This is a genomic window from Pseudomonas sp. 3MAES_34.3B, assembly GCF_058145875.1.
Genome location: NZ_CM176960.1, coordinates 356,763 through 381,533, shown reverse-complemented (window position 1 = coordinate 381,533; position 24,771 = coordinate 356,763). Strand labels below are relative to the sequence as shown.

At 63.9% G+C, this 24,771-nt stretch carries 20 protein-coding genes and 1 riboswitch; of the genes, 6 read left to right on the top strand and 14 right to left on the bottom strand.

The window, feature by feature from the left end; genetic code table 11:
* Positions 1–36 precede the first annotated feature (36 nt).
* The 3 genes from cpdA to AC3Z8Y_RS01660 form a co-directional block, all read right to left on the bottom strand.
* Positions 37–849, bottom strand: coding sequence for a 3',5'-cyclic-AMP phosphodiesterase (cpdA, locus tag AC3Z8Y_RS01670; RefSeq protein ID WP_490088194.1), 813 nt, complete (start codon positions 847–849; stop codon positions 37–39).
* Between the two features lie 81 nt (positions 850–930).
* Entirely contained in the window at positions 931–1,383 is a 453-nt protein-coding gene (locus tag AC3Z8Y_RS01665; protein ID WP_181113496.1) for a DUF1249 domain-containing protein, read from the bottom strand.
* Positions 1,374–1,991, bottom strand: coding sequence for an NUDIX domain-containing protein (locus tag AC3Z8Y_RS01660; RefSeq protein WP_490088193.1), 618 nt, complete (start codon positions 1,989–1,991; stop codon positions 1,374–1,376). Before AC3Z8Y_RS01660 ends, AC3Z8Y_RS01665 begins: the two co-directional genes overlap by 10 nt.
* A gap of 145 nt (positions 1,992–2,136) precedes the next feature.
* On the opposite strand from AC3Z8Y_RS01660, the gene AC3Z8Y_RS01655 reads away from it, so the two are divergent.
* Entirely contained in the window at positions 2,137–2,880 is a 744-nt protein-coding gene (locus AC3Z8Y_RS01655; RefSeq protein ID WP_490088192.1) for an RsiV family protein, read from the top strand.
* On the opposite strand, the gene cytX is transcribed toward AC3Z8Y_RS01655, so the two are convergent.
* On the bottom strand, positions 2,840–4,138 hold the full coding sequence (cytX, locus tag AC3Z8Y_RS01650; RefSeq protein ID WP_490088191.1) for a putative hydroxymethylpyrimidine transporter CytX: 1,299 nt from the start codon (positions 4,136–4,138) through the stop codon (positions 2,840–2,842). The genes AC3Z8Y_RS01655 and cytX overlap by 41 nt on opposite strands.
* Before the next feature lie 53 nt (positions 4,139–4,191).
* Positions 4,192–6,078 (bottom strand): phosphomethylpyrimidine synthase ThiC, encoded by a 1,887-nt coding sequence (gene thiC, locus AC3Z8Y_RS01645; protein ID WP_490088190.1) that lies wholly within the window; start codon positions 6,076–6,078, stop codon positions 4,192–4,194.
* 139 nt (positions 6,079–6,217) lie between these two features.
* Positions 6,218–6,324, bottom strand: a riboswitch (TPP riboswitch).
* Positions 6,325–6,450: 126 nt separating this feature from the next.
* On the opposite strand from thiC, the gene AC3Z8Y_RS01640 reads away from it, so the two are divergent.
* The gene (locus tag AC3Z8Y_RS01640) at positions 6,451–7,884 is read left to right on the top strand and encodes a TolC family outer membrane protein (RefSeq protein WP_490088189.1); all 1,434 of its coding nucleotides are present in this window, start codon (positions 6,451–6,453) and stop codon (positions 7,882–7,884) included.
* A 62-nt stretch (positions 7,885–7,946) separates the two neighbouring features.
* Here the strand turns inward: AC3Z8Y_RS01640 and waaA are convergent, their stop codons facing one another.
* From waaA to AC3Z8Y_RS01615, 5 genes are read right to left on the bottom strand one after another with little or no spacing between them, the layout of a single operon-like run.
* Positions 7,947–9,218, bottom strand: a complete 1,272-nt coding sequence (gene waaA / locus AC3Z8Y_RS01635) for a lipid IV(A) 3-deoxy-D-manno-octulosonic acid transferase (RefSeq protein ID WP_490088188.1) — start codon at positions 9,216–9,218, stop codon at positions 7,947–7,949.
* 57 nt (positions 9,219–9,275) lie between these two features.
* On the bottom strand, positions 9,276–10,031 hold the full coding sequence (gene dhbA, locus AC3Z8Y_RS01630; RefSeq protein ID WP_490088187.1) for a 2,3-dihydro-2,3-dihydroxybenzoate dehydrogenase: 756 nt from the start codon (positions 10,029–10,031) through the stop codon (positions 9,276–9,278).
* 53 nt (positions 10,032–10,084) lie between these two features.
* The gene (locus AC3Z8Y_RS01625) at positions 10,085–10,960 is read right to left on the bottom strand and encodes an isochorismatase family protein (protein WP_490088186.1); all 876 of its coding nucleotides are present in this window, start codon (positions 10,958–10,960) and stop codon (positions 10,085–10,087) included.
* Positions 10,961–10,970: 10 nt separating this feature from the next.
* Entirely contained in the window at positions 10,971–12,605 is a 1,635-nt protein-coding gene (locus AC3Z8Y_RS01620) for a (2,3-dihydroxybenzoyl)adenylate synthase (protein ID WP_490088185.1), read from the bottom strand.
* The gene (locus AC3Z8Y_RS01615) at positions 12,606–13,793 is read right to left on the bottom strand and encodes an isochorismate synthase (RefSeq protein ID WP_490088184.1); all 1,188 of its coding nucleotides are present in this window, start codon (positions 13,791–13,793) and stop codon (positions 12,606–12,608) included.
* Between the two features lie 227 nt (positions 13,794–14,020).
* On the opposite strand from AC3Z8Y_RS01615, the gene fepB reads away from it, so the two are divergent.
* A complete protein-coding gene (gene fepB / locus AC3Z8Y_RS01610) occupies positions 14,021–14,998 on the top strand; it encodes a Fe2+-enterobactin ABC transporter substrate-binding protein (RefSeq protein ID WP_490088183.1) in 978 nt (325 codons plus the stop codon).
* A gap of 54 nt (positions 14,999–15,052) precedes the next feature.
* On the opposite strand, the gene entS is transcribed toward fepB, so the two are convergent.
* Complete coding sequence (entS, locus tag AC3Z8Y_RS01605; protein WP_490088182.1) at positions 15,053–16,288, bottom strand: enterobactin transporter EntS; 1,236 nt, start codon at positions 16,286–16,288, stop codon at positions 15,053–15,055.
* A 131-nt stretch (positions 16,289–16,419) separates the two neighbouring features.
* Here entS and fepD point away from each other — a divergent pair, with 131 nt between their 5' ends.
* Genes fepD through AC3Z8Y_RS01590 form a run of 3 tightly spaced genes read left to right on the top strand, consistent with a single transcriptional unit; the run spans position 16,420 to position 19,189 of the window.
* On the top strand, positions 16,420–17,406 hold the full coding sequence (gene fepD, locus AC3Z8Y_RS01600) for a Fe(3+)-siderophore ABC transporter permease (RefSeq protein ID WP_490088181.1): 987 nt from the start codon (positions 16,420–16,422) through the stop codon (positions 17,404–17,406).
* Entirely contained in the window at positions 17,403–18,398 is a 996-nt protein-coding gene (fepG, locus tag AC3Z8Y_RS01595) for an iron-enterobactin ABC transporter permease (RefSeq protein ID WP_490088180.1), read from the top strand. Before fepD ends, fepG begins: the two co-directional genes overlap by 4 nt.
* On the top strand, positions 18,395–19,189 hold the full coding sequence (locus AC3Z8Y_RS01590; RefSeq protein ID WP_490088179.1) for an ATP-binding cassette domain-containing protein: 795 nt from the start codon (positions 18,395–18,397) through the stop codon (positions 19,187–19,189). The genes fepG and AC3Z8Y_RS01590 overlap by 4 nt, the downstream gene beginning before the upstream one ends.
* Positions 19,190–19,258: 69 nt before the next feature.
* Here the strand turns inward: AC3Z8Y_RS01590 and AC3Z8Y_RS01585 are convergent, their stop codons facing one another.
* Genes AC3Z8Y_RS01585 through fes form a run of 3 tightly spaced genes read right to left on the bottom strand, consistent with a single transcriptional unit; the run spans position 19,259 to position 24,725 of the window.
* Entirely contained in the window at positions 19,259–23,224 is a 3,966-nt protein-coding gene (locus tag AC3Z8Y_RS01585) for an enterobactin synthase subunit F (RefSeq protein WP_490088178.1), read from the bottom strand.
* Complete coding sequence (locus tag AC3Z8Y_RS01580) at positions 23,221–23,433, bottom strand: MbtH family protein (RefSeq protein ID WP_490088177.1); 213 nt, start codon at positions 23,431–23,433, stop codon at positions 23,221–23,223. Before AC3Z8Y_RS01580 ends, AC3Z8Y_RS01585 begins: the two co-directional genes overlap by 4 nt.
* Before the next feature lie 35 nt (positions 23,434–23,468).
* Positions 23,469–24,725: an enterochelin esterase gene (gene fes, locus AC3Z8Y_RS01575; protein ID WP_490088176.1), complete on the bottom strand. Its 1,257-nt coding sequence runs from the start codon at positions 24,723–24,725 to the stop codon at positions 23,469–23,471.
* Positions 24,726–24,771: the final 46 nt, after the last annotated feature.

Genomic DNA, 24,771 nt, shown 5'->3' with positions numbered 1-24,771 from the left:
AATCGAAACGGCCGAGTGTATCTCAGCCGTACAAAATCAATAGCCGCTGCCGCCGAAGCCTGGTGCGAACTCAAAATCCGGCACCCTTGAAACAGCGGTATCCAGGCGGCCGTCCGGGTGCAGTTGCAGCCAACGATAGCCCGGCGCTACGCGGTCAACGGAAAAATCTTCGCTCAATGGCTCGAACTGCACGCATGTCGAAGGCGTGGCCAGCAGGCGCACGCCGTTGCGCTCGCGGTCCAGGTGCTGGTGGATATGCCCCCAGAGAAGTGCCCGTACTTGTGGGTAGCGGTCGATGATCGCGAGGAAAGCGTCAGCGTTGCGCAGGCCAATGGGCTCCATCCATTTGCAGTCGATGGACACCGGATGGTGGTGCAGGCACACCAGATGGTGCCGCTCGGGTGCTTCCTTCAGGGCCTTTTCCAGCAGCGCGAGCTGGCTGTCGGCAAGCCACCCTGGCACGGAGCCCGACACGGAAGAATCCAGCAGCGTGATACGCCAGTTGCCGATGTCTACCACCTGCTCCATCAGCTCGGTGTGGCCGAAATGATCCGCCATGACGGCTGCTTCATCGTGATTGCCCGCCATCCAACGGTGTGGCGCCTTGATGCTGGCGGTCATTTCCTGGAAGCGCTGGTACGACTCAAGCGTGCCGTCCTGGGACAGGTCGCCGGTGGCGAGCATCAGGTCCACGGCGGGCTGCTCGGCCATCACTCGCGCCATGACCTGACGCAGGCTGTCGGCGGTGTTCATGCCCAGCAACGTTCCCTCGGCCTCGGCAAAAAGATGGCTGTCGGTCAGTTGCAGCAGCAACACAGAGGATTCAGATGTGAGTTGGCGGTTCGGCAAGGGCCGTCTCCCGGTACGGATACTGGGGAGATTATGGTGCGGTTACGAGAAAAGCGCGATATGCGGGTAGCGCGCCATTTCCTACCTGACGTGCTCGTATTCGTGGCCACACGCCAGGCAATGACTCAGCCACTCGCCGAGAAACAGATTGAGCTGGGCTTTTTCATCGGGCTGGTGCATGGCCGCGTTGGGGTAGGGATAGATGCCGCGAAAACGCCGGGCGTGCTGGGCGCCGATCACTTCGGCCATGCGCGCGTCGTGGTACACCTGCACTTCCATGCGCGGCACCGGCAGCCAGGGCAGGCTGTGCTTCTGACTCACACTCAAGGTGGTGGTGTAAGGGCTGGCCTGGGTCACTTCGATACTCAGCACGCCCAAGGCCTGGTCGCCCTGGGTCATGCCGATCTGGCGCGAACGCTGCTCGCCACGCATGCCAGGCAACAGCCGCATCAGGCGTGCGTAGTTGGCCTCGCAGGCCGCCTGCAACCCGGCCAGATCGACCCGGTAGCGTTCGCGCAACAGATTCACTTCCACAACCCCCTGACTTCTTCGCGGTTCAGTGCCAGCCATTGAATGGCGATCAGCGCGGCCGCATTGATGATTCTGCCATCCCGTACCGCCTGCAGCGCATCCTCGAATGCCCACACCCGTACGCGGATGTCTTCGCCTTCTTCCTCCAGGCCGTGCAACCCACCGGCCCCTTCGCTGGTGCAACGCCCCAGGTACAGGTGGACGTACTCATCGCTGCCGCCAGGCGAAGGGAAATACTTGGCTATCGGCCACAGCGCCTGAAATTCCAGCCCAGCTTCCTCTTCCGCCTCGCGGTGCGCAACCGCTTCGGGGGTTTCGTCCTTGTCGATCAGACCAGCAACCATCTCGATCAACCAGGGGTTGCCCACCTTGCCCATCGCGCCCACCCGGAACTGCTCGATCAGCACCACTTCATCGCGCTGAGGGTCGTAGGGCAACACACACACGGCGTCATGGCGGACGAACAGCTCCCGGCTGATTTCCTTGCCTAGCCCACCGGCAAACAACTCATGCCGCAGGAACAGCTTGTCTACCTTGTAGAAACCAGTGAAGCAGTTCTCGCGCCGGGTAATTTCGACCTTTGCTGGCAACGAATGGTTAGCGTCTGTCATACGAATCCTCTTTTTCCATCATCAAAGTTGCATCTTCCTTCAGTGGCGTGCAACCCGCGTGCCTGATCCAGAGCGCCCAAGCCTATGGCGAACTCATCGTTGCGTTTATAGTCCAACCCCGACTTCATCATTGCCAGGGAATTCCATGTCACCCTTGAAAGTTTCAGCGTTGGCGCTTCTCGCGTTGAGTCTTGGCGCCTGCCAAAGCCTTTTTCAACCCGATTACGACAAACCGTTGAAAACCGAGCGCGAGGCCTGGGAACACATCAAGCCCGGCTGCACCACCGCAGATTGCCCGCTGGTGAACCTGGATACCGTGCATTTTCCCGATGAGCCGGCACTCGACACGCTGGTACAGCAGCGCCTGCTGCAAATGACCCGCGACAACCCTGACCTGGTGCCAGCAACCTCGTTACCGGCGTATGAACAGCAATTTCTGAGTACGGCCCAGGCCAGCTATTCCACTTACCTGCAGGCAAAGGTAAGGGAACAGCATGACGGGCTGGTGATCGTGGAGCTGTCCAGCTACCTGGACACCGGCGGCGCCCATGGCCTGCCGGGCAGAGGGTTCGTTACCTGGTCGCGCCAGCAGCACAAGGCACTGACGCTGGCCGACATGGTGGTTCCAGGCCAGGAAGCCACATTCTGGCTGGCGGCCCAGGAAGCCCACCGGGGCTGGCTGATAGCCCAGAAGCTGGACCAGGACGCCGAATTCGTCAAGAACTGGCCCTTCCAGCGCACCGAAAACATTGCCTTGGCATCCGACGCCGTAGTGCTCAAATACAATGTTTATAGCATCGCCCCGTATGCCATGGGGCACGTGGAACTAAAGATTCCTTACGCGCGCCTCAACGGGGTGATTCGGCCGGAGCTACGCCCCCGCCGCTGACCGGGCCCAGTACCTTCGAAAGCGCCAGATGCAGCAGCCCGGCAAGTATCAAAGAGGGCAGCGTTGCGCCAAGGTCTGGCCAATAGTGGGCCAAGGCTTGATACAGCACGATGCCCGCGCCCCAGGCGACCAGCGCAGCGCCTCGCCACGTAGGGCAGGCGTTGGGCGCACGGCGCTGGCGTAGCAGGTAATGGTCCACCAGCACCACGCCGAACAGCGGTGCGAATACCGAGCCGATCAGGAACAGAAAGTTCTGGTACTGGGCCAGCGGCGCGAACGCGGCGATCAGGGTGCACACAACCCCTACCAGAACGGCCAAATGCTCCACTTTCAGCCGCACCAGCAGGCCGCTGGAGACTGCAGCGGAATGAATGTCCGCGAAGGCGTTCTCCGATTCATCCAGCAGAATCAGCAATAGCGGGATGCCCAGCCCGGCGCCTGCCAGCGCCAGCAACAGCGCATTGGTTTCGCCGCTGGGCGCGAAGGCGAGGGTGTAGGCAACGCCGAGGCCCATCAGCCAAACGTTCCCCAACAGGAAACCCAGCGCGGTGCCCTTGAACACTTTGCCTGCGGATCGACCAAAGCGCGAATAGTCGGCAATCAGCGGCAGCCACGATAACGGCATGGCAATGGCGATGTCGAAACCTGCCGCGAATGCCAGCGAACCGTCGCCAGCGCGCTGCCACAAGCCTGCCAGGTCTGCGGTGGCAAAGAGGTTCCAGGTGAGCCAGGTACAGGCCGCCAGCAGCAGCCAGATCCCCCATTTGCGTAATACACGACGCACGAACGTCAACGGCCCGCTCACCGCCAGCAACGTTGCCAGCGCGCCAAAGGCAAGTGTCCAAAGCAATGGATTGGCCGACCCACTGGCCTCGCCCCACCGCGTGGTCGCCAACAGGCTCGCTGCGTCCCGCATCACGATCAGCTCGAATGCGCCCCAGCCGATGAGCTGAAGCAGGTTCAACACGGCGGGCAATGCCGCGCCGTGACGGCCAAGGCTGGTTTTCAGCGAGGCCATGGCGGACAGGCCAGTGTCCGCGCCGATCACTGCGGCGGCAGCCAGCAGCAGCACGCCTACCAGCGTGCCTAGCACAATCGCCAGCAGCCCATTGGCCAGGCCTAGCCCGGGCGCAAGCAACGCGCCGGTTTGTAACACCATCAGGCCCACGCCGAGGGAAAACCACAGCGTAAACAGGTCGCGGGCGCCAAACACGCGGCGTTCCTGGGTAACGGGAATATCAGGGGAATATTGAGTCACGGGGCACTTCTCGCGCGCAGAGGTGAACGCCTGGCCGCGCCAGGCGCACGGGGTCACAATTTTTGATACAGCTGGCTACCTTCAGCCTTGAACCGCTGCGCTTGCTGGCGCATCCCTTCTTCAGCGCTCACTTCCACGCTGGGGATCTGGTTGGCAGCGTACTCGCGGACTTCCTGGGTGATTTTCATCGAGCAGAACTTCGGCCCGCACATGGAACAGAAATGCGCAACCTTGGCCGATTCCTTCGGCAGGGTTTCGTCGTGGTAAGCCCGGGCCGTGTCGGGGTCCAGCCCGAGGTTGAACTGGTCTTCCCAGCGGAATTCGAAACGCGCCTTGGACAGGGCGTTGTCGCGGATCTGCGCGCCGGGGTGGCCCTTGGCGAGGTCGGCGGCGTGGGCGGCAATCTTGTACGTGATGATCCCGGTTTTCACGTCATCCTTGTTGGGAAGGCCCAGGTGCTCCTTGGGTGTGACGTAGCACAGCATGGCGCAGCCGAACCAGCCGATCATCGCGGCGCCAATGCCCGAAGTAATGTGGTCGTACCCAGGCGCAATGTCGGTGGTCAACGGGCCAAGGGTGTAGAACGGCGCTTCGTCACAGCATTCCAGCTGCTTGTCCATGTTCTCCTTGATCAACTGCATGGGCACGTGCCCAGGGCCCTCGATCATGCATTGCACGTCGTGCTTCCAGGCGATCTTGGTCAACTCGCCCAGCGTTTCCAGCTCGCCGAACTGCGCGGCGTCGTTGGCATCGGCGATGGAGCCCGGGCGCAGGCCGTCGCCCAGCGAGAAGCTCACATCGTAGGCCTTCATGATTTCGCAGATCTCTTCGAAATGCGTGTACAGGAAGTTCTCCTGATGGTGCGCCAGGCACCACTTGGCCATGATCGAGCCGCCACGGCTGACGATCCCGGTTACCCGTTTTGCCGTGAGCGGCACGTAGCGCAGCAGTACTCCGGCATGGATGGTGAAGTAGTCCACCCCCTGCTCCGCCTGCTCGATCAGCGTGTCGCGGAACAGCTCCCAGGTCAGGTCTTCGGCCACGCCTCCAACCTTTTCCAGCGCCTGATAGACCGGCACGGTACCGATGGGCACTGGGGAGTTGCGGATGATCCACTCGCGGGTTTCATGAATGTGCTTGCCGGTGGACAAGTCCATCACGGTGTCCGACCCCCAGCGAATGCCCCAGGTAAGCTTGGCCACCTCTTCTTCGATCGACGAACCCAGCGCGCTGTTGCCGATGTTGCCGTTGATCTTCACCAGAAAGTTGCGGCCGATGATCATCGGCTCCAGCTCGGTGTGGTTGATGTTGGCAGGGATGATCGCCCGGCCCCGCGCCACTTCATTGCGCACGAACTCGGCCGTGATTTCTTTCGGGATGTTGGCACCGAAGCTGTGACCTGCGTGCTGCTCGGCCAACAACCCGGCTGCTCGTGCCTCTTGCAGCTTCATGTTTTCGCGGATGGCGACGTATTCCATCTCGGCGGTGATGATGCCCTGCCGGGCGTAGTGCATCTGGCTTACGTTCGCACCCGCCTTCGCGCGGCGCGGATTTCGCACATGGGCAAAACGCAGCCGGGTGAGCTCGGCATCCGCCAGACGCTGTTGGCCAAAGCTGGAACTCAGCCCGGGCAAACGCTCGGTGTCGCCACGGTCGTCGATCCAGCCTGAACGCACATCGGCGAGGCCCTTGCGCACGTCGATGTGCGCCGAAGGGTCGGTGTAGGGGCCGGACGTGTCGTAGACGAACACCGGTGCGTTGATCTCGCCGCCAAAATCCGTAGGCGTTGCGTCGAGGCTGATTTCCCGCATCGGCACGCGAATGTCCGGGCGTGAGCCCTGCACATACACCTTGCGAGACCGCGGGAAAGGTTGCACCGATTGCTGGTCGACCTGGGCCGACTCACTGAGGTGGGATGCGTTGTGGCGTTGTTCGCTCATACAGGTTCTCCAGCCAGGCAAAGGGGCGTCGGAGTGAACCTGGAACGGAATAGCCCTATGGCAGCGGAGTTGTGCCGGAACGGAGCAATGCGTTTTTGCAAACGACATTCCCGGACCGAGCACAAGAGGACTCGCCGGGAAAGCGAGAAATCTTGTTCCCTACGCAGGCATCAACCTGATCAGGTTCAACGGGATCCGGAATTATCCGATCTCAGCCCCTCGCTTGGGGCACCCCGACAAGAACGAGGCAGAGCATAGCGACATACCAGTGGCAACGCCAACCTCCCTGGATAATACTGCCTCGCCAGCGGTCCGAAGCTGGGCTGCTCCACAGCGGGCCACGCAAGCTGAACTCAAGACAAGGGACTGACTATGTTTCGCGCGATACGGATGGCGGTAGGTGCAATCGGCGTGCTGGCTACCGGGGCCCAGGCCGCGCCCGCGCCGCTGGCCAGCCAGACCGATCTGATGAGCGTTTATCAGCAGGCCGTTGAAAACAACGCCGACCTGGCGGCTTCCCGCGCCGATTTTGCCGCCCGCCAGGAATCCGTGCCCCAGGCCCGCGCCGGGCTGCTGCCGAACCTGTCGGCCGGCGCGGACGTGAACGACACGCGCCAGGCGCTGGACAAACCCGCCATGACTGCCAACCGCAGTGGTACGTCCTACCGGGCCACGCTGAGCCAGCCGATCTTCCGTGCCGACCGCTGGTTCCAGCTCAAGGCAGCCGAAGCCGCCGATGAGCAGGCCGGGCTGGAACTGTCCGCGACCGAGCAGAACCTGATCCTGCAAACCGCTGAACGCTACTTTGCCGTACTGCGCGCCCAGGATGGGCTGGCCACGGCACGCGCCGAAGAAAATGCGTTCCGCCGGCAACTGGACCAGTCTAATGAACGGTTCAACGTGGGCCTTACCGACAAGACCGACACGTTGCAATCGCAGGCCAGCTACGACACGGCCCGGGCCAACCGCAGCACGGCCGAGCGCCAGGTCTCCGATGCCTTCCAGGCGCTGATCACCCTCACCAACCGTGAATACAATGCGTTGCAGGGCGTGGTCCATACCCTGCCGGTGCTACCACCGTTGCCCAACGACGCTCGTGCCTGGGTAGACACCGCCACCCAGCAGAACCTGCAGCTGCTGGCCAGCAACTTCGCCGTGGACGCCGCGCAGCAAACCCTGCGTCAGCGCAAGGCCGGGCACGCGCCCACGCTCGATGCGGTTGCCCAGTACGAAAAAGGCGACAACGATAATTTCGAGCTGAGCAACCCGTCGAACAATGGCGTGGTGTATGGCGGTGATGTAGAACGGCGCACCATCGGTTTGCGGCTGGAAATTCCGCTGTACAGCGGTGGGCTGACCAGCTCCCAGGTGCGCGAAGCCTATCAACGCTTCAATCAGAGCGAATACCGCCGCGAAGGCCTGCGCCGCCAAGTGGTGGAGGACACGCGCAACCTGCATCGGGCGGTGAATACGGATGTGGAACTGGTGAAGGCGCGCAAGCAGTCCATCATCTCCAACCAGAGCGCAGTGGAAGCGACGGAAATCGGCTATCAGGTGGGTACGCGTAATATCGTCGATGTGCTGGACGCCCAGCGTCAGCTATATGCCTCGGTGCGGGACTACAACAACAGCCGGTACGACTATATCCTCGACAACCTGCGCCTGAAGCAGGCCGCGGGCACTCTGAGCCCGCAAGACCTGCAAGACCTGGGGCAGTACCTCAACCCCAACTACAACCCCGACAAGGACTTTCTTCCCCCCGACCTGGAAGCCCAGGCGAAGGCGCTGCTCAAGCCGAATCGGTAAGCCCTTATTCGCGAGCTCCGCCTGCGGCTTCGCTTGCTCCTACAATAATTCTGTAGGGTGAGTCAGGCCAGCTTTCCTAATGCCTGTAGCAGCCGCTCCAGCGCTCCTTGATTTGCTCGCATCACCGCCAAACCGGCCTCGCCCATGCGGCGAGCCGCTTGGGGCAGTTCGATCAGGTTGCGCACGGCGTCGGCCAAACCATTGGCATCGTCCACCACCTGCAGCGCCTTGGCCTCGGTCAGCCGCTGAGCGATGTCCTGAAAATTGAACAGGTGCGGGCCGCTGAGCACGGGCTTTGTCAGCGCGGCGGGTTCGAGCAGGTTATGCCCCCCGTTGGGCACCAGGCTTCCGCCCACGAAGGCGATGTCCGCCGTGCCATAAAGCAGCAGCAACTCGCCCATGGTATCGCCCAGCAACACCTGTGTACCGGCGCCCACCGCTTCGTTGCTGGCCCGGCGCGCCAGGCTCAAGCCCGCTTGTTCAACCAGGGTGGCAACCTGTGCGAAGCGCTCAGGGTGCCGGGGTACCAGCACCAGCAAGGCATCGGAGTGGGTGCGCAGCAGTTCACGATGCGCCGCGAGAATAATCTCGTCCTCGCCTTGATGCGTGCTGGCCGCGATCCACACCGGGCGGCCAAGGGCTTGCCATTGCGCGCGCAACGCTTGGGCGCGTTCCGGCAAATCAGGGGCCGGGTGCAGGTCGAACTTGATAGAGCCGGTAACGGTCACGGCTTGCGGCCGGGCGCCCAGGTCGCGAAAGCGCTGCGCTTCGGTTTCGGTCTGCACGGCAAGCAGGTTCATTTGCTGGAGCATGGGTGCGGTAAGCCCGGCGAAACGGGCATAACCCCGCGCCGACCGCGCCGACAAGCGCCCATTGGCCAACGCCACGGGAATACCGCGCCGGGCGCATTGATTCACCAGGTTCGGCCAGAGCTCGGTTTCCATGATGACGCCCAGCCGAGGCTGCACATGGTCGAGAAACCGCCCCATTGCCCAGGGCAAATCATAGGGCAGGTAGCAGTGCTGCACCCGCGGATTGCCTTCGAACAACGCGCCGATGCGTTCCGAGCCTGTGGGTGTCATGCAGGTAAGCGTGATCGGCAGGTCGGGATAGCGTTCCAGCAGCGCTCGCACCAGCGGCGCTGCGGCAATGCTCTCCCCAACGGACACCGCATGCACCCACAGCCCGCCCTTCACCATGGGCGGCAGGCCACGGGCGAAGCGCTCGCCGATGCGTTTGGCGTACGCCGGGGCTCGGCGCGCACGCCACCAGAGGCGCACGGCGATCAAGGGCAAACCGAGGTGAAACAGGGCGGTATAGAGGGTTCTGTTCATGGCGCGAAAGTGTACCCCAAGCGCCTTCCCCTTACACCGCCGCCCTGCCCTGCCGCGTCAGGCTGCGAGGGTGGCGCCGCCGTCCACTACGATGTCCTGCATGGTGATATGGCTCGCCAGGTCCGAGGCCAGGAACAGCACGGTGTTGGCGATTTCATCTGGCCGGGCGATCTTGCGCAGCGGGATGCTCAGCTTGTACTGCTCCGGCAGCCCATCCACCAGCCGCTGCAGGCCCGCCTCATCCCCCACCATGGCGCGCAACATGGGGGTATCGGTGGAACCGGGCGACACCAGATTGCAGCGCACGCCATGGGCCGCGAGCTCAAGGCCCACGCAGTTGTTCAGGGCCACCAGCGCTGCCTTGGACGCGCAGTAACCGGCCATGTTCAGGCGCGGAACATGGGCCGCGTTGGACGCGATGCTCACGATGGCGCCGCTGCGCTGGGCCTTGAACACCGGCACCAGTTGGCGGAACAACAGGAACGGCCCGGTGGCGTTTGCTGCCATCGAGGCGTTCCAGTCTTCCAGGCTGAGGTCATCGCTGTTGCCCAGGCGCAGAATGCCTGCGCCATTGACCAGCACATCCACGCGGCGCCGCTCGTTCAGCAGTTGCTGGCACACCTGCTCCACCTGCTGGGGGTCTGTCACATCCATCACCACCGTACGGAACGGGTAGTCGGACTCGGCGAAGTGCTTGTCCAGCCCAACGACTTCAGCGCCCGCAGCCTGAAAGCGCATCGCCGTGTGCAAGCCAATACCTTGGCCCGCGCCCGTGACCCATACGCGTTTGCCGGCAAAATCCATAGTGTTCATACGTAAAAGCTCCAGCGGCCAGGCGTGCAAGCCTGGCCGTGTTCAAGGAAGGGTCAGGCGGCCGTGGCCTGCTTGCTCGCAATGATCTTCAACCAGCCATCAAGCGTGGGCTGGCCCGCCAGCTCGGCGAAGCTGACGCTCAGGCCCAGGCGCTGCCAGGCCGAGACGAGCGTCATCACCTGTACCGAGTCCAGGCCGTAGTCCATCAGGTTGTCCGGGCCTTCAGGCAGGTCGTCCTCGGCATCCAGGTAGGGTTCGAGTTGGCCCAGCAACCAGGCCTGATCAAAACGCGTGGCCGCTTCGCCGATCACGGCCTGATAGCCGATCACGCTGCCGCAGCGGGTGGCCACGTAGCGCAGGGCCAGGCGATGTTCTTCTTCGGAGAAGTCGCCCAGTGCGTCACCGATGAAGAAGGGCTGGATGTCGCGCATGAAGGCGTCGGTGGCGGTGACCATGCAGCCGATGTTGGCGTACACACCGCAGATCAGCAGCTGGTCGCGGCGCCATTCCTTCATCAGGTCCTCGAGGTGCGAGCGCTGGAAGGCGCTGTAGCGCCACTTCACCAGCACCGTATCGTTGCGCGCGGGCGCCAGCGGGGCGACCACATCCTGCAAGGCAGGGTCTGCGGTAGTCAGGCCCGGGCCCCACATGTCATTGAGCAGGGCACGATCCTCCGGGCTTTGCTCGGTAGGCTGCGCGGTGTACACCACCGGGATGCCTTGCGCATGGCACCAGTCGCGTACCTTGCCGATGCGCTCGATCAGCGCGGCCACCAGCGGGCTGTCTTCGCCGTAAAAGGCGGTGAAATACGCCTGCATGTCGTGAATCAACAGCACGGCACGGGAAGGCTCCAGCGTCCACTTGACCTTGTTGGCCGGGAAGGTGTCCGGCGTTGGCAGCGGGTAGGAAGCCAGTTTTGGAATAGCCATTGAACGAACCTTATACCTGTTCTGAGTGAGTAGCTTGCAGCGCGGTGCGCAGGCGCTGCTTGTCGATCTTGCCAACTGCGGTGAGCGGGATCTGCTCCAGGAACTGGAAGCGATCCGGCAGCTTGAACTCGGCCACGCCCTGGGCGCGCAAATACTTGCGAAGCGCGGCGGGCTTGAGGCTGTTGTCGCTGACTACCACGCAGGCGCAGCTTTTTTCGCCCATGAGTTCATCGGGGATGGCCACAACGGCGGCATGGGTGATGCCGGGATGCTGCAACAGCAGGTTTTCCACCTCGGCGGCGGCGATTTTTTCGCCACCTCGGTTGATCTGATCCTTCACTCGCCCCACTACCCGCAGGTAGCCCTGTGCGTCCTGCTCTACCAGGTCGCCGGAGTAATAGAAGCCCTCGGCGTCGAATACCTGGGTGTTGTGTTCCGGGCTCAGGTAATAGCCTTTGAAGGTGTAGGGGCCGCGGGTAGCCAACATTCCGGGCTGGCCCTGAGGCACCTGATTGCCTTCCTCGTCCATCACACGCACTTCGTCGTCGGGGCTCATCGGGCAGCCCTGGGTAGTGAAGATGCGCTCGGCGTCATCATCCAGCCGGGTGTAGTTCACCAACCCTTCTGCCATGCCGAACACTTGCTGCAACTGGCAGCCAAGCTCTGGCGGTATGCGACGCGCCAGCGCCTCGGCGAAGTTCGCGCCCCCAACCTGGATTACCCTCAACGACGCCAGGCGTTCCCGGTGCGCCGGTGCCTCCTTGAGCCACAGGGCAACGGCTGGCGGTACCAGCGGTACCCAGTTCACCTGATGGCGCTCGATAAGCGCGAAGCAGTTGAGCGGCTCCGGGTCGCGAGCCATCACCACGCAGCCGCCCGCCACGAACACGCCCAGCACACCCGGGGAGCTCATGGTGTAGTTATGGCCGGCGGGCAAGGCACACAGGAAGCGCGTTGCAGGGTTGAGCCCGCAGATTTCCACGCTACGGCGCACGCTGTAGTAATAGTCATTGTGGGTGCGCGGAATGAGCTTCGGCGTGCCAGTGCTGCCGCCCGAAAGCTGGAAGAACGCGACCTGATCGGCAGCGGTCGGCTGAGCCACGAAACCGTCCGCCGGCTCGGCCAGGCAGTCAGCCAGGCTCAACCCGCCCGCTGGCATCGCATGGGCGCCTGCGTCCAGTACTACCGTGCCCAGGCTCGGCGCGGTTTCACGTAGTTCCTGCAAGAATTGCTCGTTGGCGAACAGCCCGTGACTCAGCGAGCCGATCAGCATTTTGGGCTGGATCTGCTTTGCATACGCCAACATTTCGAGGCGCTGATGGCTGAACAGCGCGTTCACCGGCGCCACGCCCAGCTTGAGCAGGGCCAGGTAAGTGACGAAGAATTCAGCCACGTTGGGCAGTTGCACCAGCGCCGTGTCATAGGTGCGCAGCCCCTGACGGTGAAGCGCAGCCGCCAGGCGGGTGGAACTGGCATCGATGTCGGCATAACTGAAAGTGCGCTCGCCGCAGATGATGGCGGGCGCGCCAGGGCGAGCCGCAACCTGCTGCTCGAGGATGTGCGTCATGGGCACATCCAGCCAGTAGCCCTTGTCACGGTAGCGTGCGGCCAGGTCGGCGGGCCAGGGAGTGAAGGCAATGGTCATTCAGTGTTTCTCCGTGGCCAGGCCGCACGCGGCCAGCATGGTCCCCAGCTTTGCCTGGGTTTCGGCCCATTCGGCCGCAGGGTCGGACGCTTCGACGATACCGGCACCGGCGAACAGGCGCAGGCAGTTTTCCACAACGGTTCCGCAGCGAATGGTGACAACCCATTCCCCGTTACCGGCTGCGTCGCACCAGCCCACCATGCCGGTGAACAAGCCGCGCTCGAAAGGCTCCACGAGGTTGATCAGCTTGCGGGCCAGGTCGGTAGGCGCGCCACACACGGCAGGGGTGGGATGAAGCTGGCAAGCCAACTGCAGCGAGGAGCGGCGAGGGTCGCGCAGCTCGCCTTCAATGGCCGTGGACAGGTGCCACATGGCCGCCGTGCTGAGCAGTGACGGCTGATCCGGAATGGTAAGGCTGCTGCACTCCGGCGCCATGACTGCCCGGATGTCTTCGATCACCAGACGGTGCTCGTAGTGGTCCTTCTCCGAATCCAGCAAGGCATCTGCGGTGCGCTGGTCTTCTTCGGGGTTCGCCCGGCGCTTGGCCGAGCCCGCCAGCGGGTTGCTGTATACGCGGCTACCGCGCTTGCGTACCAGCAGCTCAGGGCTTACGCCGATCAGTTCGCCCTGCTCCGGCAGGGGAATGCGGAAGTGGTAGCCGTGGGCGTTCTGGCTCGCAAGCCGGCCAAGCACCTCTTCAACCTTCACTGGTTGGTCCAGTTCCACTTCCAGCATCCGCGACAGCACTGCCTTGCGAATGGTGCTGCTGCGGAAGTTGGCGATGGCCTGGGTTACCGCCCCCTTGAAGCCCGCTTCGTCAGGCACGCTGCGCTGCCGCACCACCACGGGAGCGCTTGTTTCGATTGCCGGCAAGATAGCCGCGGGCTCGCCTTCGATCCAGCGATGCTTGCGCGGAATATAAAGGCAGGAGGGCTGCGTGGTATCGAACGGGATCGCACCCATCAACACCGGTTCCTCGATACCTGCGGCGCGGGCGTCGGCGAACGCTTGCTCCACGGCGGCGAGCAAGGCGCCGCCCTCGCGCCCGGCACCTGCAGCGGGGGTGGTGATAGCCGCGAACACACCTTGCCCACGCAAGCAGCGGGTGCCTGAGCGGAAGAGGAATTCAGGGTCCTTGGCCGCTGCCTCTGTACTAGAGAGGTGCGCGGCCGGCGTCAGTTTGGTCATTAAATGTCACCAAAAGCTTAACGAGAATTGTTATCAATCCATTTCAGGGTATGTACCCGAAGGGCCACTGTCAATGATGGCAACCGAGCGAAACGGCCCGCTCTATGATGTAAGGCTTTGATTACAAAGACGTACGTAATAGCCCTTGGCACGCAGGGACACACAGGTTGCGCTGCGGCCAAGCGGCGGGGAGAATGCGAGCCTTTCGCATATAGCCTGGAGTTCGAATGATCTCGCGTGCCCCCTGCCTGTTTTATCGCACCGTCGCCGCGCTGGCATTCATTGCGCTGGCCGGGCTGTCCCTTAGCGTTCAGGCCGAAGAAGGCTGGCCGCGAAAGGTCGTTACCCGCAATGGCGCGATAACGCTCGATCAACCACCACAGCGCATCGTATCCACCAGTGTGACGCTTACCGGTTCGCTGCTGGCCATTGACGCGCCGGTGGTCGCCAGCGGCGCTACCGCGCCTAATAACCGTTTCGCCGATAGCCAAGGCTTCTTTCGCCAATGGAGTGACGTGGCTGCACAGCGTCAGGTAAAACGCCTGTATATCGGCGAAGCCAATGCTGAAGCGGTAGCCGCTGAAGCGCCGGACCTGATCATTGTGAGCGCCTCGGGCGCCGACTCGGCCCTGGCGTTGTATGAGCAGTTCTCCGCAATCGCCCCTACCCTGGTGGTGGATTACGACGACCATAGCTGGCAAGGCGTGGTGGAACTGCTTGGCCGCGCCACGGGCCACGAAGCCCAAGCCACGGCGCGCATCAACGACTTCGACGCACGGGTGGCTGCCCTCAAGGGCCGGTTGAAGCTGCCGCCGCAGCCCGTTTCGGCGTTTGTGTACAACGCGCCGGCACGCCAGGCGAACCTGTGGACAGCCGAGTCTGCCCAAGGTCGGCTGCTGGCATCGCTGGGGTTTGAACTCGCGCCACCACCCACCGACCTGCCCACCGTTATCAGCCAGGGCAAGCGCAAGGATATTCTCCAGATAGGCGGGGAACACCTGGCCAGCGGCCTCACTGGGCACACCTGGCTGATGTTCGCCGGCGAGCAGGCTGACGCCGACGCTATCAAGGGCAACACCTTGCTCGCCCACCTGCCTGCGGTAAAAGATCAGCAGGTGTATGCACTAGGCAACGACACCTTCCGCCTCGACTACTACAGTTCCGGGCATTTGCTGGACCGGCTGGAAGCAGCTTTCGGCCGGTAGGTCGGGTCGGCCCGGATGCGGTTCCGGCAACAGGCATGCCCAGGCTGAATGCCGCTAAGCACCCACCGCCTCACTGCGCAGGCGCCGCAGCCCGGTCATGCCTACAGCGATCAGCAACCCTGCCACCACTGCCGCGATGCCGAACGCTGTTGCGGCTGGCGCAGGCATCAGCAGCGAGCCCAAGGCGCCCAGCAACGCCGCGCCGATGGCATCGCCGCACACGTTCTGGGCGGTCCACAAGCCGTTGATACGGCCCAGCAGCGCGTCGGGGGTTTGCGCCTGAATCACGGCGTACTGCAACAGAGCATTCACTGCGCTGAGATAGCCGAACACTGCCAGGCACAGCAGCGCCAGTGGCAGATTCGGCACCAGCCCGAACACGCCGATGCAGGCAAACGCGCCGATTGCAGTGAGCAACATCAACCGACCGGGCCAGGCATAGCCTCCAACGCGCCCACTGGTGATGGTCCCCAAGGCAGCCCCCAAGGGCGTGGCAGCGTACATCAGGCCAAGCTCGCTCGCACTTACCGCCCAGTGGGGCGCAAGCGCGGGATACAGCACTCGCACCGCGCTCGCCATGGTCACGAGGGCACCCACCACTGCCACCGCGCCCACCACCCGGTTTGTGCCCAGAAAGGCAAAACCGCTCACCAGTGCCCGCAGCGGATGCTCTTTTTGCACGGCCGGCGCAGGCAGAACCGGCAGGCGCAACAGCAGCAACACCGTGATCAAGGTACCCAGCGCGGCGGCGAGGTAATTGCACAGCACGCCACCACGGGCGATCAGCAAGCCGCCCACTACCGGCGACAGGATGGTCCCGAAGCGAACGGTAAGCATGCTGATGGCCCCGGCGCGAACCATGTTCTCTCGCCCTACCAATACCGGCGTCGCTGCCAGCAAGGCGGTTACCCCGATAGCTCCAAAGAAGCCATCCCAACAGCCCAGTGCATAGATCGCCAGCAATGAAGGCTCGGGCAATGCCGCGTTTGCCGCCAGGCCAAGAAAGCCTATTCCACAACTGGCTCGAGACAGGAGAATCAACCGCCGCCGCTCATGCCGGTCGGCCATCACGCCGCCGAAGATCAACCCAAGGAACATCCCCGCCCCCGTGAGCGTGACCGACAGGCCAACCTGAGCGGGCGACTGGGTGAGGGTTTGCACCTGTACGGCGATAGCGATGGCCAGCAACCCAAGGGAAAGAATGGAGATCAGCCGGGCGATGAAGACAGTACGAAACGCTGCGTGCGTTTTCAGCAGGCTCAGGTCGATGAACAGTGAAGGTTTACTCATGGGCACCACGGGGCGGGGAAAGGTTTCTACCTTGGGGTTGCCGGCCATGTTAGCATTCTGACAACTCATCTCATCAGAGAATGCTTCGTATTAACGAAGATACATCCGTATTCACTGAGTATCGTGACTTCATGCGTTTTGTTTTCTCCCTCGCGGGGTTGGTAGTCGCGCTGCTGGCCGCTATAGCGCTAAGCCTGCAGGTAGGTGCCAGCCATGTCCCCTTGGCCGATGTGTGGCAAGCCCTCACCACCAACTGCGGCACTCCCGTTTGCACACTCGTAACCGACGCTCGCCTGCCCCGCACACTGGCCGGGCTTGTGGCAGGCATTGCGCTCGGCACTGCGGGCGTGCTGATGCAAACCCTCACTCGCAACCCGCTGGCGGACCCCGGCGTGCTTGGCGTGAATGCCGGCGCCAGCTTCGCCATTGTGGTCGGCATTGCGTTCTTTTCAGCGCACACCCCGTTTGCCTATCTCGCCTTCGCCTGTGCCGGCGCGCTCGCGGCGTCGCTGCTGGTCGCCTTTACCGGCATGGCCAGCGGCCGGCGCTTCAGCCCCGTGCGCCTGTTGCTGGTGGGCGTTGCCCTGGGCGCTGCGCTGGAGGGCATTGCTTCCGGCATCTCGCTGCTTAATCCGTTGGTCCACGACCAGGTGCGTTTCTGGCAGGCAGGCTCGCTGGATATTCGCGAACTGACCCTACTGCGCTGGGCAGCGCCGCCCATCGTGGCCGGTGTGTTGCTCAGCCTGGCCATGGCGCGTTCACTGGACAGCCTTGGCCTGGGTGATGACCTGGCCGCCGCGCTGGGCACCGGCGTGTTGCGCACGCAGTTACTGGGGCTAGGCTGTATCACCCTGCTGTGCGGTGCCACTACGGCACTGGTGGGGCCGATCGCGTTCGTTGGGCTGATGGTGCCTCACATGGCGCGCCGAGTCGCCGGGCCATCCCACGCACGGCTGCTTCCAGCGGCCTTGTTGATCACTCCCCTGCTGCTGTTGCTGGCCGACACCCTGGGGCGCTTGCTCACCGCCACCGAGCTGCGGGTGTCCATCATGACCGCCCTGATCGGCGCACCGGTATTGGTGCTGCTGGCGCGGCGCAGCCGGCTGGTGGCACTGTGAGCCGGGTCACGCAGCGGCGCCGCATACAGGGATGCGCGCTGGCACTGATGGCCGCGTGCTTGTGGCTGGGCGTGTATTCCCTGGGCAAGGGCACCCTGCCGCTAAGCCCTGAACAGTTGTTGGATGCCTTGCTTGGCCAAGGGCCAAAAGGCACGCGAATGATCGTGATGGAATGGCGCCTGCCGCGGGTCATAGTCGCGCTCTGCCTGGGCGCCGCGCTGGGTGTGAGTGGCGCGATTTTCCAGTCGCTGCTGCGTAACCCGCTCGGCAGCCCGGACATTCTGGGGTTCAACCTGGGCGCGTATACCGGTGTATTGGTGTGGGTGGTGATGTTCGAAGGCGGCATGCTTGCCAGCACTGGCGCGGCCCTCGCTGGCGGCCTGTTGACTGCCCTGCTGGTTTACCGGTTGGCCTGGACCGGCAGCATGAGCGCGCTCCGGCTGATCGTGATCGGCTTGGGCATGCGTGCATTTTTGCTGGCGGTCAACAACTGGCTGGTCACCAATACCACGCTCGATACCGCGGTGTCCGCAGGGCTGTGGAACGCGGGCTCACTCAATGGCGTGACTTGGGCAAAGGCGCTTCCGGCGTTACTGATCATCGCCGGGGCGCTGGCCGCCGCGCTGCTGCTCAGCCGCCGCATGCGCCTGCTGGAAATGGGTGATGACACAGCTTGCGCGCTGGGCGTGCCGGTGGAGCGGTCGCGCCTGTGGCTGATGCTGGCGGGTATTGTTCTTACCGCCGCCACTACCGCTGTCGCAGGCCCCATCGCCTTCGTCGCGTTGGCCGCTCCGCAGATTGCCCGCCGCCTTGGCAGCGGCCAGGCGCTCACATTGCCCATGGCCGCGTTGTGTGGTGCCTTTCTGTTGCTGAGCGCAGACGTTGCCGCGCAGCACTTGCTCAGCCCCTACCAAGTGCCTGTTGGCCTGATTACCGTCAGCGTTGGCGGCTTGTACCTTATTGCTCTGCTGATTCGCGAGGCCCGTAAATGACCGTACCGTCCAGCCGCCTTTACGCCACCGATCTCACCCTGGCATACGACGGCAAAGTGGTTGCCAAGGACCTGTCGGTCAGCATTCCCGAAGGCGAGCTGACGGTGATCATCGGCCCGAATGCCTGTGGCAAGTCCACCTTGCTGCGCAGCCTCAGCCGGCTTTTGCAGCCGGCCAGCGGCCAGGTGTGGCTCGACGGTCAGGCCATTCAGCAATACCCCACCAAGGAAGTCGCGCGGCGCTTGAGCCTGCTGCCCCAGAGCGCCAGCGCGCCGGGCGACATTACCGTGAAAGACCTGGTTGCACGCGGCCGCTATCCACATCAGCGCTTGCTAAGCCGCTGGCGCGACGAAGACGAACGCGCGGTACAAAAGGCGATGCACGCCACGGGTGTGGATAACTTATGGGCCGAGCCGGTGGATACGTTGTCGGGCGGGCAGCGCCAGCGAGTGTGGATCGCCATGGTACTGGCCCAGCAAACGCCGTTGGTGTTGATGGATGAGCCCACCACCTGGCTGGACATCACCCACCAGATCGAACTGCTGGAATTGCTCCAGCACCTCAATGAAGACCATGGCCATACCTTGGCGGTGGTGCTTCATGACCTAAACCAGGCGTGCCGTTACGCCACCCACCTGATTGCCATGCGCGACGGCAAGATCGTTGCATGCGGCCACCCCCGGGACATCGTTACCGTGGAGCTGATCGAGCAGGTATACGACCTGCGCTGCATGATCATCGAAGACCCGGTAGCGCATACGCCGCTGATCATTCCACTGGGAAGCCGCTAGGCAGCGGCCTCTGTGGAGCAACGGGGCCGGCCATCCGGCGAAGCCGCAGGCGGCATTCGCGAATGAGCGCTACAAGGCCTTTAGCGCGCGGTTGATCATGGGGCCGACCTGCGCCAACATGGCCGGCGAAATGATATCCACGTGGGCGCAATCCAGCCGCTGCACTTCAAGCCCTTTCACGAAGCGGCCCCAGGTTTGGGTGACGTCCATCCCTGGTGGCAGGGTTTTCTCCGCCACAAACAGAGTGGCGGTGCCTTCGAAGCGGGCACTGCGCGCCGTGGCCAGCAGGCGCACCGCGTCGGCGTAGTTGGCTTCGATATGGTCGAACAGCCGCGCGCTGCCCTCGCCTCCCGCTTCACCCAACACACCCCGTTGCGCGGCAAGGAATTGCTCGCGCTCACGGTTCACTTCCGCCAGCACTTCGGGATCGAGCTGGTTCTTGCCAGCGCGCTCGTCCCAGTTCTGGGTCTCCGGCGGGTAGGTATCCAGCAACCCCAGGAACGCTACTTCCTCACCTGCGGCGCGCAGCCGTGCGGCGATGCCGTGGGCCAGGGTGCCGCCTAGGGAATAACCGAGGAAATGATACGGCCCCTTGGGCTGCACACCGCGAACCAGTTCGAGGTGTGCATCGCACACGTCGTCCAGGTGCTGCCCATGCTGCAACGGCCCGATGCCGCGCGGCGACTGAATGCCCAGCAGGGACCAATGGGGGTCGATGTAGCGCTGCAACACGCTGAACTGCCAGGCGAACCCGGAAGCCGGATGGAAGCAGAACAAGGTGGGGCCATTGCCCTGACGCAGCGGCAGCAAGCTGTCGGTTCCGGCGGCCTGCGCCTCGGCTTCGCTTTGCTGGGCTTCGAGCAGGCTGGCCAGCCGCGCGACGGAGGAGGCGATCATCACCTGCCCTACCGAGACCGGCCGCTGCAATTCACGCCGCAGGTTCGCCGCCAGGGTCATGGCCAGCAACGAATGCCCGCCCAGTGCGAAGAAATCGTCGTCGGCGCTTATCTCATCGCGTTCCAGAATGCGCCCGAACGCATGCGCGATGGTCTGCTCCAAGCCCTGCGCGGGCGCCCTGCCTCGGCTTTCACCTTGTACGGTGGGCAATGGCAGTGCCTTGCGATCCAGCTTTCCGGTAGCGCCGAGGGGGAAGGCCTCCATCTCGACCAACGCGACCGGCACCATGTGCGCCGGCAAGCGGTCGGCCAAGGTGGCGCGCAAAGAAGGCAAGTCCAGCTGGGCCCCGGCCTGCGGGATCACGTAACCCACCAACTGGCGTGCATCGCCGCCCGTGGCGTTGGCAACCTCGCCCAGCACGCGAGCATGGGTTACCGCCTGCGCGATACCAGGCAAGGCCAGCAAGGCGTGGTCGATCTCGTTCAGCTCGATGCGTTGGCCGCGGATCTTCAACTGATCGTCGCTACGGCCAAGGTATTCCACCGCGCCGTTTTCCAGCCAACGGGCTACATCGCCGGTGCGGTACATGCGCTCGCCGTTGCCGTAAGGGTCTGCCACGAACCGGCTGGCGGTAAGCTCCGCTCGGCCGAGATACCCGAGGGCCAGCTGCACACCGGTAAGGTAAAGGTCCCCGGCCACGCCTGGCGGTACCTGGCGCAGGCGGCGATCGAGGATGCGCAGGCCGGTGTTCCATACGGGATAGCCAATTGGCACGCTGGCCCCGTTTACCCCAGCCAATGCCTCGCCGTGTGCCGGGTACCAGCTCACGTCCACGGCGGCTTCGGTGGGCCCATACAAGTTGTGCAGCGCCACACCTGTACGCCGCTGCCAGCGACGGCAAAGGTCGGCCGGTAGTGCTTCGCCGCTGCAGAAGACCTGCCGCAGCGGTTTGCACCGTTCAACCGCAACGGGGTCGTCAAGGGTAGCGACGAAAGCGGCGAGCATCGACGGCACAAAGTGCATGGTGGTAACCCGCTGCTGCTCGATCAGCAGCTGCAGCGCTTCAGGGTCGCGATGGGCCTCGGGTGGCGCCATGTGCAGCCGCGCGCCGACGATCAGCGGCCAGAAGAATTCCCACACCGACACGTCGAAACTGCTCGGCGTTTTCTGCAACACGGTGTCGGCCAGGCCGATGGGGTATTGGTGCTGCATCCATAACAGGCGATTGACGATTGCCTGGTGCCCTACCACTACCCCCTTGGGGCGGCCGGTGGAGCCAGACGTGTAGATGATGTAGGCCGCGCTGTCCGGTTGTGGGCCGCTGAAGTTGCGCGGCAGGGCCGGGGCCGCTTGCAGCAGCGCGTCATACCGCAGCATGGGGCTGGTACTGAAGCCTGCCAGCCGCGTGGCTTGGTCCTCGGACGCCAGCACCAGCCGCGGGTTGGCGTCTTCGAGCATGAGCGCCAGGCGGTCATCCGGGTAGCCCGTATCAAGAGGAAGGTACGCCGCGCCTGCTTCCACGATGGCCATCAGCGCCAGGGACAGGAACACCGAGCGCGGCAGCGCCACAGCCACGGTATCGCCCGGTTGCACGCCTTGCTGCACCAGCCGTTGGGCAAGGGCGATTACCTGCTCACGGACCTCTCGGTAATTGAGTTGATGCTCGGCGTCGGACAAGGCTGCCGCAGCCGGGGTGAGTTCTGCCTGGCGGCGCAGCAGCGTAACCAAGGTGTCATCCGTGAGCGGCCGGGCGGTGCTGTTGACGTTTGCCAGCAGCGAATGGTCTTCGGCATGCAGCAGGTCAACTGCGCTGCAAGGCAGGGCCGGCTGCTGGGCAAACTGACGCGCCAGCAAGGCAAACCGTTGCACATGGCGCGCCAGGGCCTGGGCGTCATAACGCTCGGCGTTGGCGAGCACCTCAACGGTGAGCTGCTGGGCCTGGTCCAGGTAGAGGGTGATCTCCAGGTCCCTTACAGGGCCAGCAGCGAGGGCATGCGTAACGCCTGGCACGCCGTCGAAATCCAGCTGGAATTCGAACAGCTTTAGGTTGATCACCGCACCACACAATGGCTCCGCGTCGCCCACGCGGCCAAGGTCGCGCTGGATCTGCTCGGCTTCATAGCGCTGGCGCCTGCGCAGGGTTTTCATTTCCTTCGACACGCTTTTTGCCAGGTCGAACAGGTCGTCCTCGGCACCGATGTGCATTTCCATGGGCAGCACGTTGATCACGGCGCCCGCAGCGCTGGCTGCGGCTGAACCCATGCGGCGCATGAAGATGAAGCCTGCGGTAAAGTCGTCCTGCCCGCCCAGCCGCGAGAGCCACAGCGCCACCAGCGCCACTGCGATATCGGCGGTGCCCAGGCGCCGGGGCTCGGCGGCGGCCAGCAGCGGCTGCATCAGCTCTGGTGGCACCACGCAGCGTTCACGCAGCAATTGGGTAGTCGGCACCTGGCCGCTCAGCGGCGCGGGCGAAAGCGTCACAGGCGGTGGCAGCTGGCGCGCTTTCTCTGCCCAGAAATCACGGTCCTGCCGGCAGGTTTCCGAAGTCTCGTAGGCCTGGTATTCCTCCACCACATTCGCGAACGGCGTCCACGGCGATGGCCCTGGGTCCTCGCCACGCATGGCCGAGGTATAACGCTGCGCTATGCGGCGAGTGAGGCCGGCGAAGCTGTAACCGTCCAGTGCCAGGTGATGATAACGCTGGTACCAGCACCACTGCTGGTCACCGGTGCGCAACAGCGCGTTCGCCCACTGCAGCCCTTTGCCCTGGGCGCGCAGGTCCTGGCGCAGGTCGGCCTGCATCCAGGCCATGGCGGCGCCATGCGGGTCAGGATGGCCGCGCAGGTCTACGCACGCCGCTGCCGGCAATGGCGCGTTCGGATCGAACCGCTGGGCAGGCACGCCGTCCTGTTCGCTGAACACCAGCCGCAGTGTATCCACCTCTGCCACCCCGGCATCGATCGCCTGCAACAGCACCGTAACGTCAAGCGCGCCCTCCAGCTCGACGTAGTGCGCCACGGCATACGCGTTGTGGTGGGGGGTTAATTGGTCGGCGATCCAGATCCCGGGCTGCGCGGCCACCAGGGGCATTTCACGTAACTGCTGGCGAACCGGATTCATCAAGGCGTTCTCGCTCATTTGGCCACCCCGCTGGCGGCGGGCGCGCAAAGGTCTGTCCAGGTCAGCTCAACCCACGCCCCGCAGGCCTCGCGGCTTGCCGGGCCGTGTACCTGGCGCCAGCCGGCGGGCACGGGGGCGATGTCCGGCCACAGGCTGTATTGCCCTCGCGCATTGGCGAGAACGAAACATACCTGTTGAGGGTCATCGAAGGGGTTGAGCTGTTCCACGTGCGTATCCTTTTCCAAGTCAAAAACAAATGCAGCTAGCGGGGCACATCCGCCCACAGCGCGGTAAGCCCATCGAGCAGCCCGCCACGCCAGCACAGCGCATCGTGGCCGCCGTCTACCGGGCGCCAGACGCGGGGCAAGCCCCGCTTCGCCAACAGGGGTAGCAGCTGCTGATGAGCAGCCTGGATCAATGGCTCTCGGGTGCCGGCTTCCAGGTACAGCTTGAGGCCGGAGCCTACGCCCAGCCCTTGCTCGATCTGCCCGATGAGCCAGCCGCCCGGCTCACCGCCCTGGGCAGCCGGGCGCCGTGGCCACCAATACGAACCAGACTGGCTCAGCACACAGCCGAACCGTTCAGGCCAGTGGAGGCCGGCATACAGCGCCGACAACCCGCCGAAGCTCTGGCCGGCGACAACGGTGCTGCCCGCCGCCTCGCTGAACGCGGCACACTGGCGTACCAGCGGCAGCAATTCTTCTTGCACGGCTATCCAGAAGTCGGGATTACAGGTGAGTTCGCGAGCGCGGTGGGCACTGTCGATGTTGTCGATCAACACGTAAACAGCGTTGGGTAGCTCACCTGCGGCGGTCAGCTGGCTCAACGCCGGGCCCACCGGTACCGTCTCGGCCCAGAACCGCCCATCCAGCAGGATTGCCAAAGGCCGCCGCGCATCTCCCGCCGCGCCATTGCCACCAATCCAAACCTGGCGTTGGTTGCCCAGCCGTGCGCTGTTCCATTCAAGGCGGTGCAGCTCAGGGAAGCCCGGTGCCGGCCACAGGTCGCCACGGTCAAACGCTGCCCAGGCGGGCTGCGGCGGCGCATCGGGCAATTGCGCAGTGGACACCTCGATCCCACGCTGGCCCGTCCAGCCCCGCTGGCGGTTGAGGGGGTCTCGGCGGGCGGCGGCAAAGCGGGTTTTCCACCAGCTACGCAGCGCTTCGCGCCCCTCGCCGGGGCCGTTGGCGTTTTGGCTGGGTATCAGGCTGTAGCTGCCGCGCCAGGTATCGGCCAGCTGGATCTCGAAATGCCACACATCCGTGCCGGCCAGCCGCTCGAGGCTTTGCGGGCCTTTTGCCTGGTGGTGATCGGTTACGCCGGTGATGTTGATCCACACCCGTTGGGTAGTGGACTGTTCGGCCAGCCCTTGCGGGTCTCGCCATAAAAAAGTGAGCCGGCAGTGGCCAGGGCTCGCCGCTTCGATCAACGGCGTACCCTGCGCCGCAATGGCTTGCCACCACTGCTCGGTTCCGGTGTCGCTGCGTTGCAGCACGGGGCTGCGTATCGCGTTTGGCATCAGCTCGTTCCAGGCGTGGCCACTGCCGGCACACATGCTGGCAGTG

Excerpts from the sequence above, each read along its gene's own strand:
- AC3Z8Y_RS01660 (WP_490088193.1), bottom strand. The coding sequence starts at position 1,991 with ATGACAGACGCTAACCATTCGTTGCCAGCAAAGGTCGAAATTACCCGG.
- AC3Z8Y_RS01655 (WP_490088192.1), top strand. The coding sequence starts at position 2,137 with ATGTCACCCTTGAAAGTTTCAGCGTTGGCGCTTCTCGCGTTGAGTCTT.
- thiC (WP_490088190.1), bottom strand. The coding sequence starts at position 6,078 with ATGAGCGAACAACGCCACAACGCATCCCACCTCAGTGAGTCGGCCCAG.
- AC3Z8Y_RS01640 (WP_490088189.1), top strand. The coding sequence starts at position 6,451 with ATGTTTCGCGCGATACGGATGGCGGTAGGTGCAATCGGCGTGCTGGCT.
- waaA (WP_490088188.1), bottom strand. The coding sequence starts at position 9,218 with ATGAACAGAACCCTCTATACCGCCCTGTTTCACCTCGGTTTGCCCTTG.
- dhbA (WP_490088187.1), bottom strand. The coding sequence starts at position 10,031 with ATGAACACTATGGATTTTGCCGGCAAACGCGTATGGGTCACGGGCGCG.
- AC3Z8Y_RS01625 (WP_490088186.1), bottom strand. The coding sequence starts at position 10,960 with ATGGCTATTCCAAAACTGGCTTCCTACCCGCTGCCAACGCCGGACACC.
- AC3Z8Y_RS01620 (WP_490088185.1), bottom strand. The coding sequence starts at position 12,605 with ATGACCATTGCCTTCACTCCCTGGCCCGCCGACCTGGCCGCACGCTAC.
- AC3Z8Y_RS01615 (WP_490088184.1), bottom strand. The coding sequence starts at position 13,793 with ATGACCAAACTGACGCCGGCCGCGCACCTCTCTAGTACAGAGGCAGCG.
- fepB (WP_490088183.1), top strand. The coding sequence starts at position 14,021 with ATGATCTCGCGTGCCCCCTGCCTGTTTTATCGCACCGTCGCCGCGCTG.
- entS (WP_490088182.1), bottom strand. The coding sequence starts at position 16,288 with ATGAGTAAACCTTCACTGTTCATCGACCTGAGCCTGCTGAAAACGCAC.
- fepD (WP_490088181.1), top strand. The coding sequence starts at position 16,420 with ATGCGTTTTGTTTTCTCCCTCGCGGGGTTGGTAGTCGCGCTGCTGGCC.
- AC3Z8Y_RS01590 (WP_490088179.1), top strand. The coding sequence starts at position 18,395 with ATGACCGTACCGTCCAGCCGCCTTTACGCCACCGATCTCACCCTGGCA.
- AC3Z8Y_RS01585 (WP_490088178.1), bottom strand. The coding sequence starts at position 23,224 with ATGAGCGAGAACGCCTTGATGAATCCGGTTCGCCAGCAGTTACGTGAA.
- fes (WP_490088176.1), bottom strand. The coding sequence starts at position 24,725 with ATGCCAAACGCGATACGCAGCCCCGTGCTGCAACGCAGCGACACCGGA.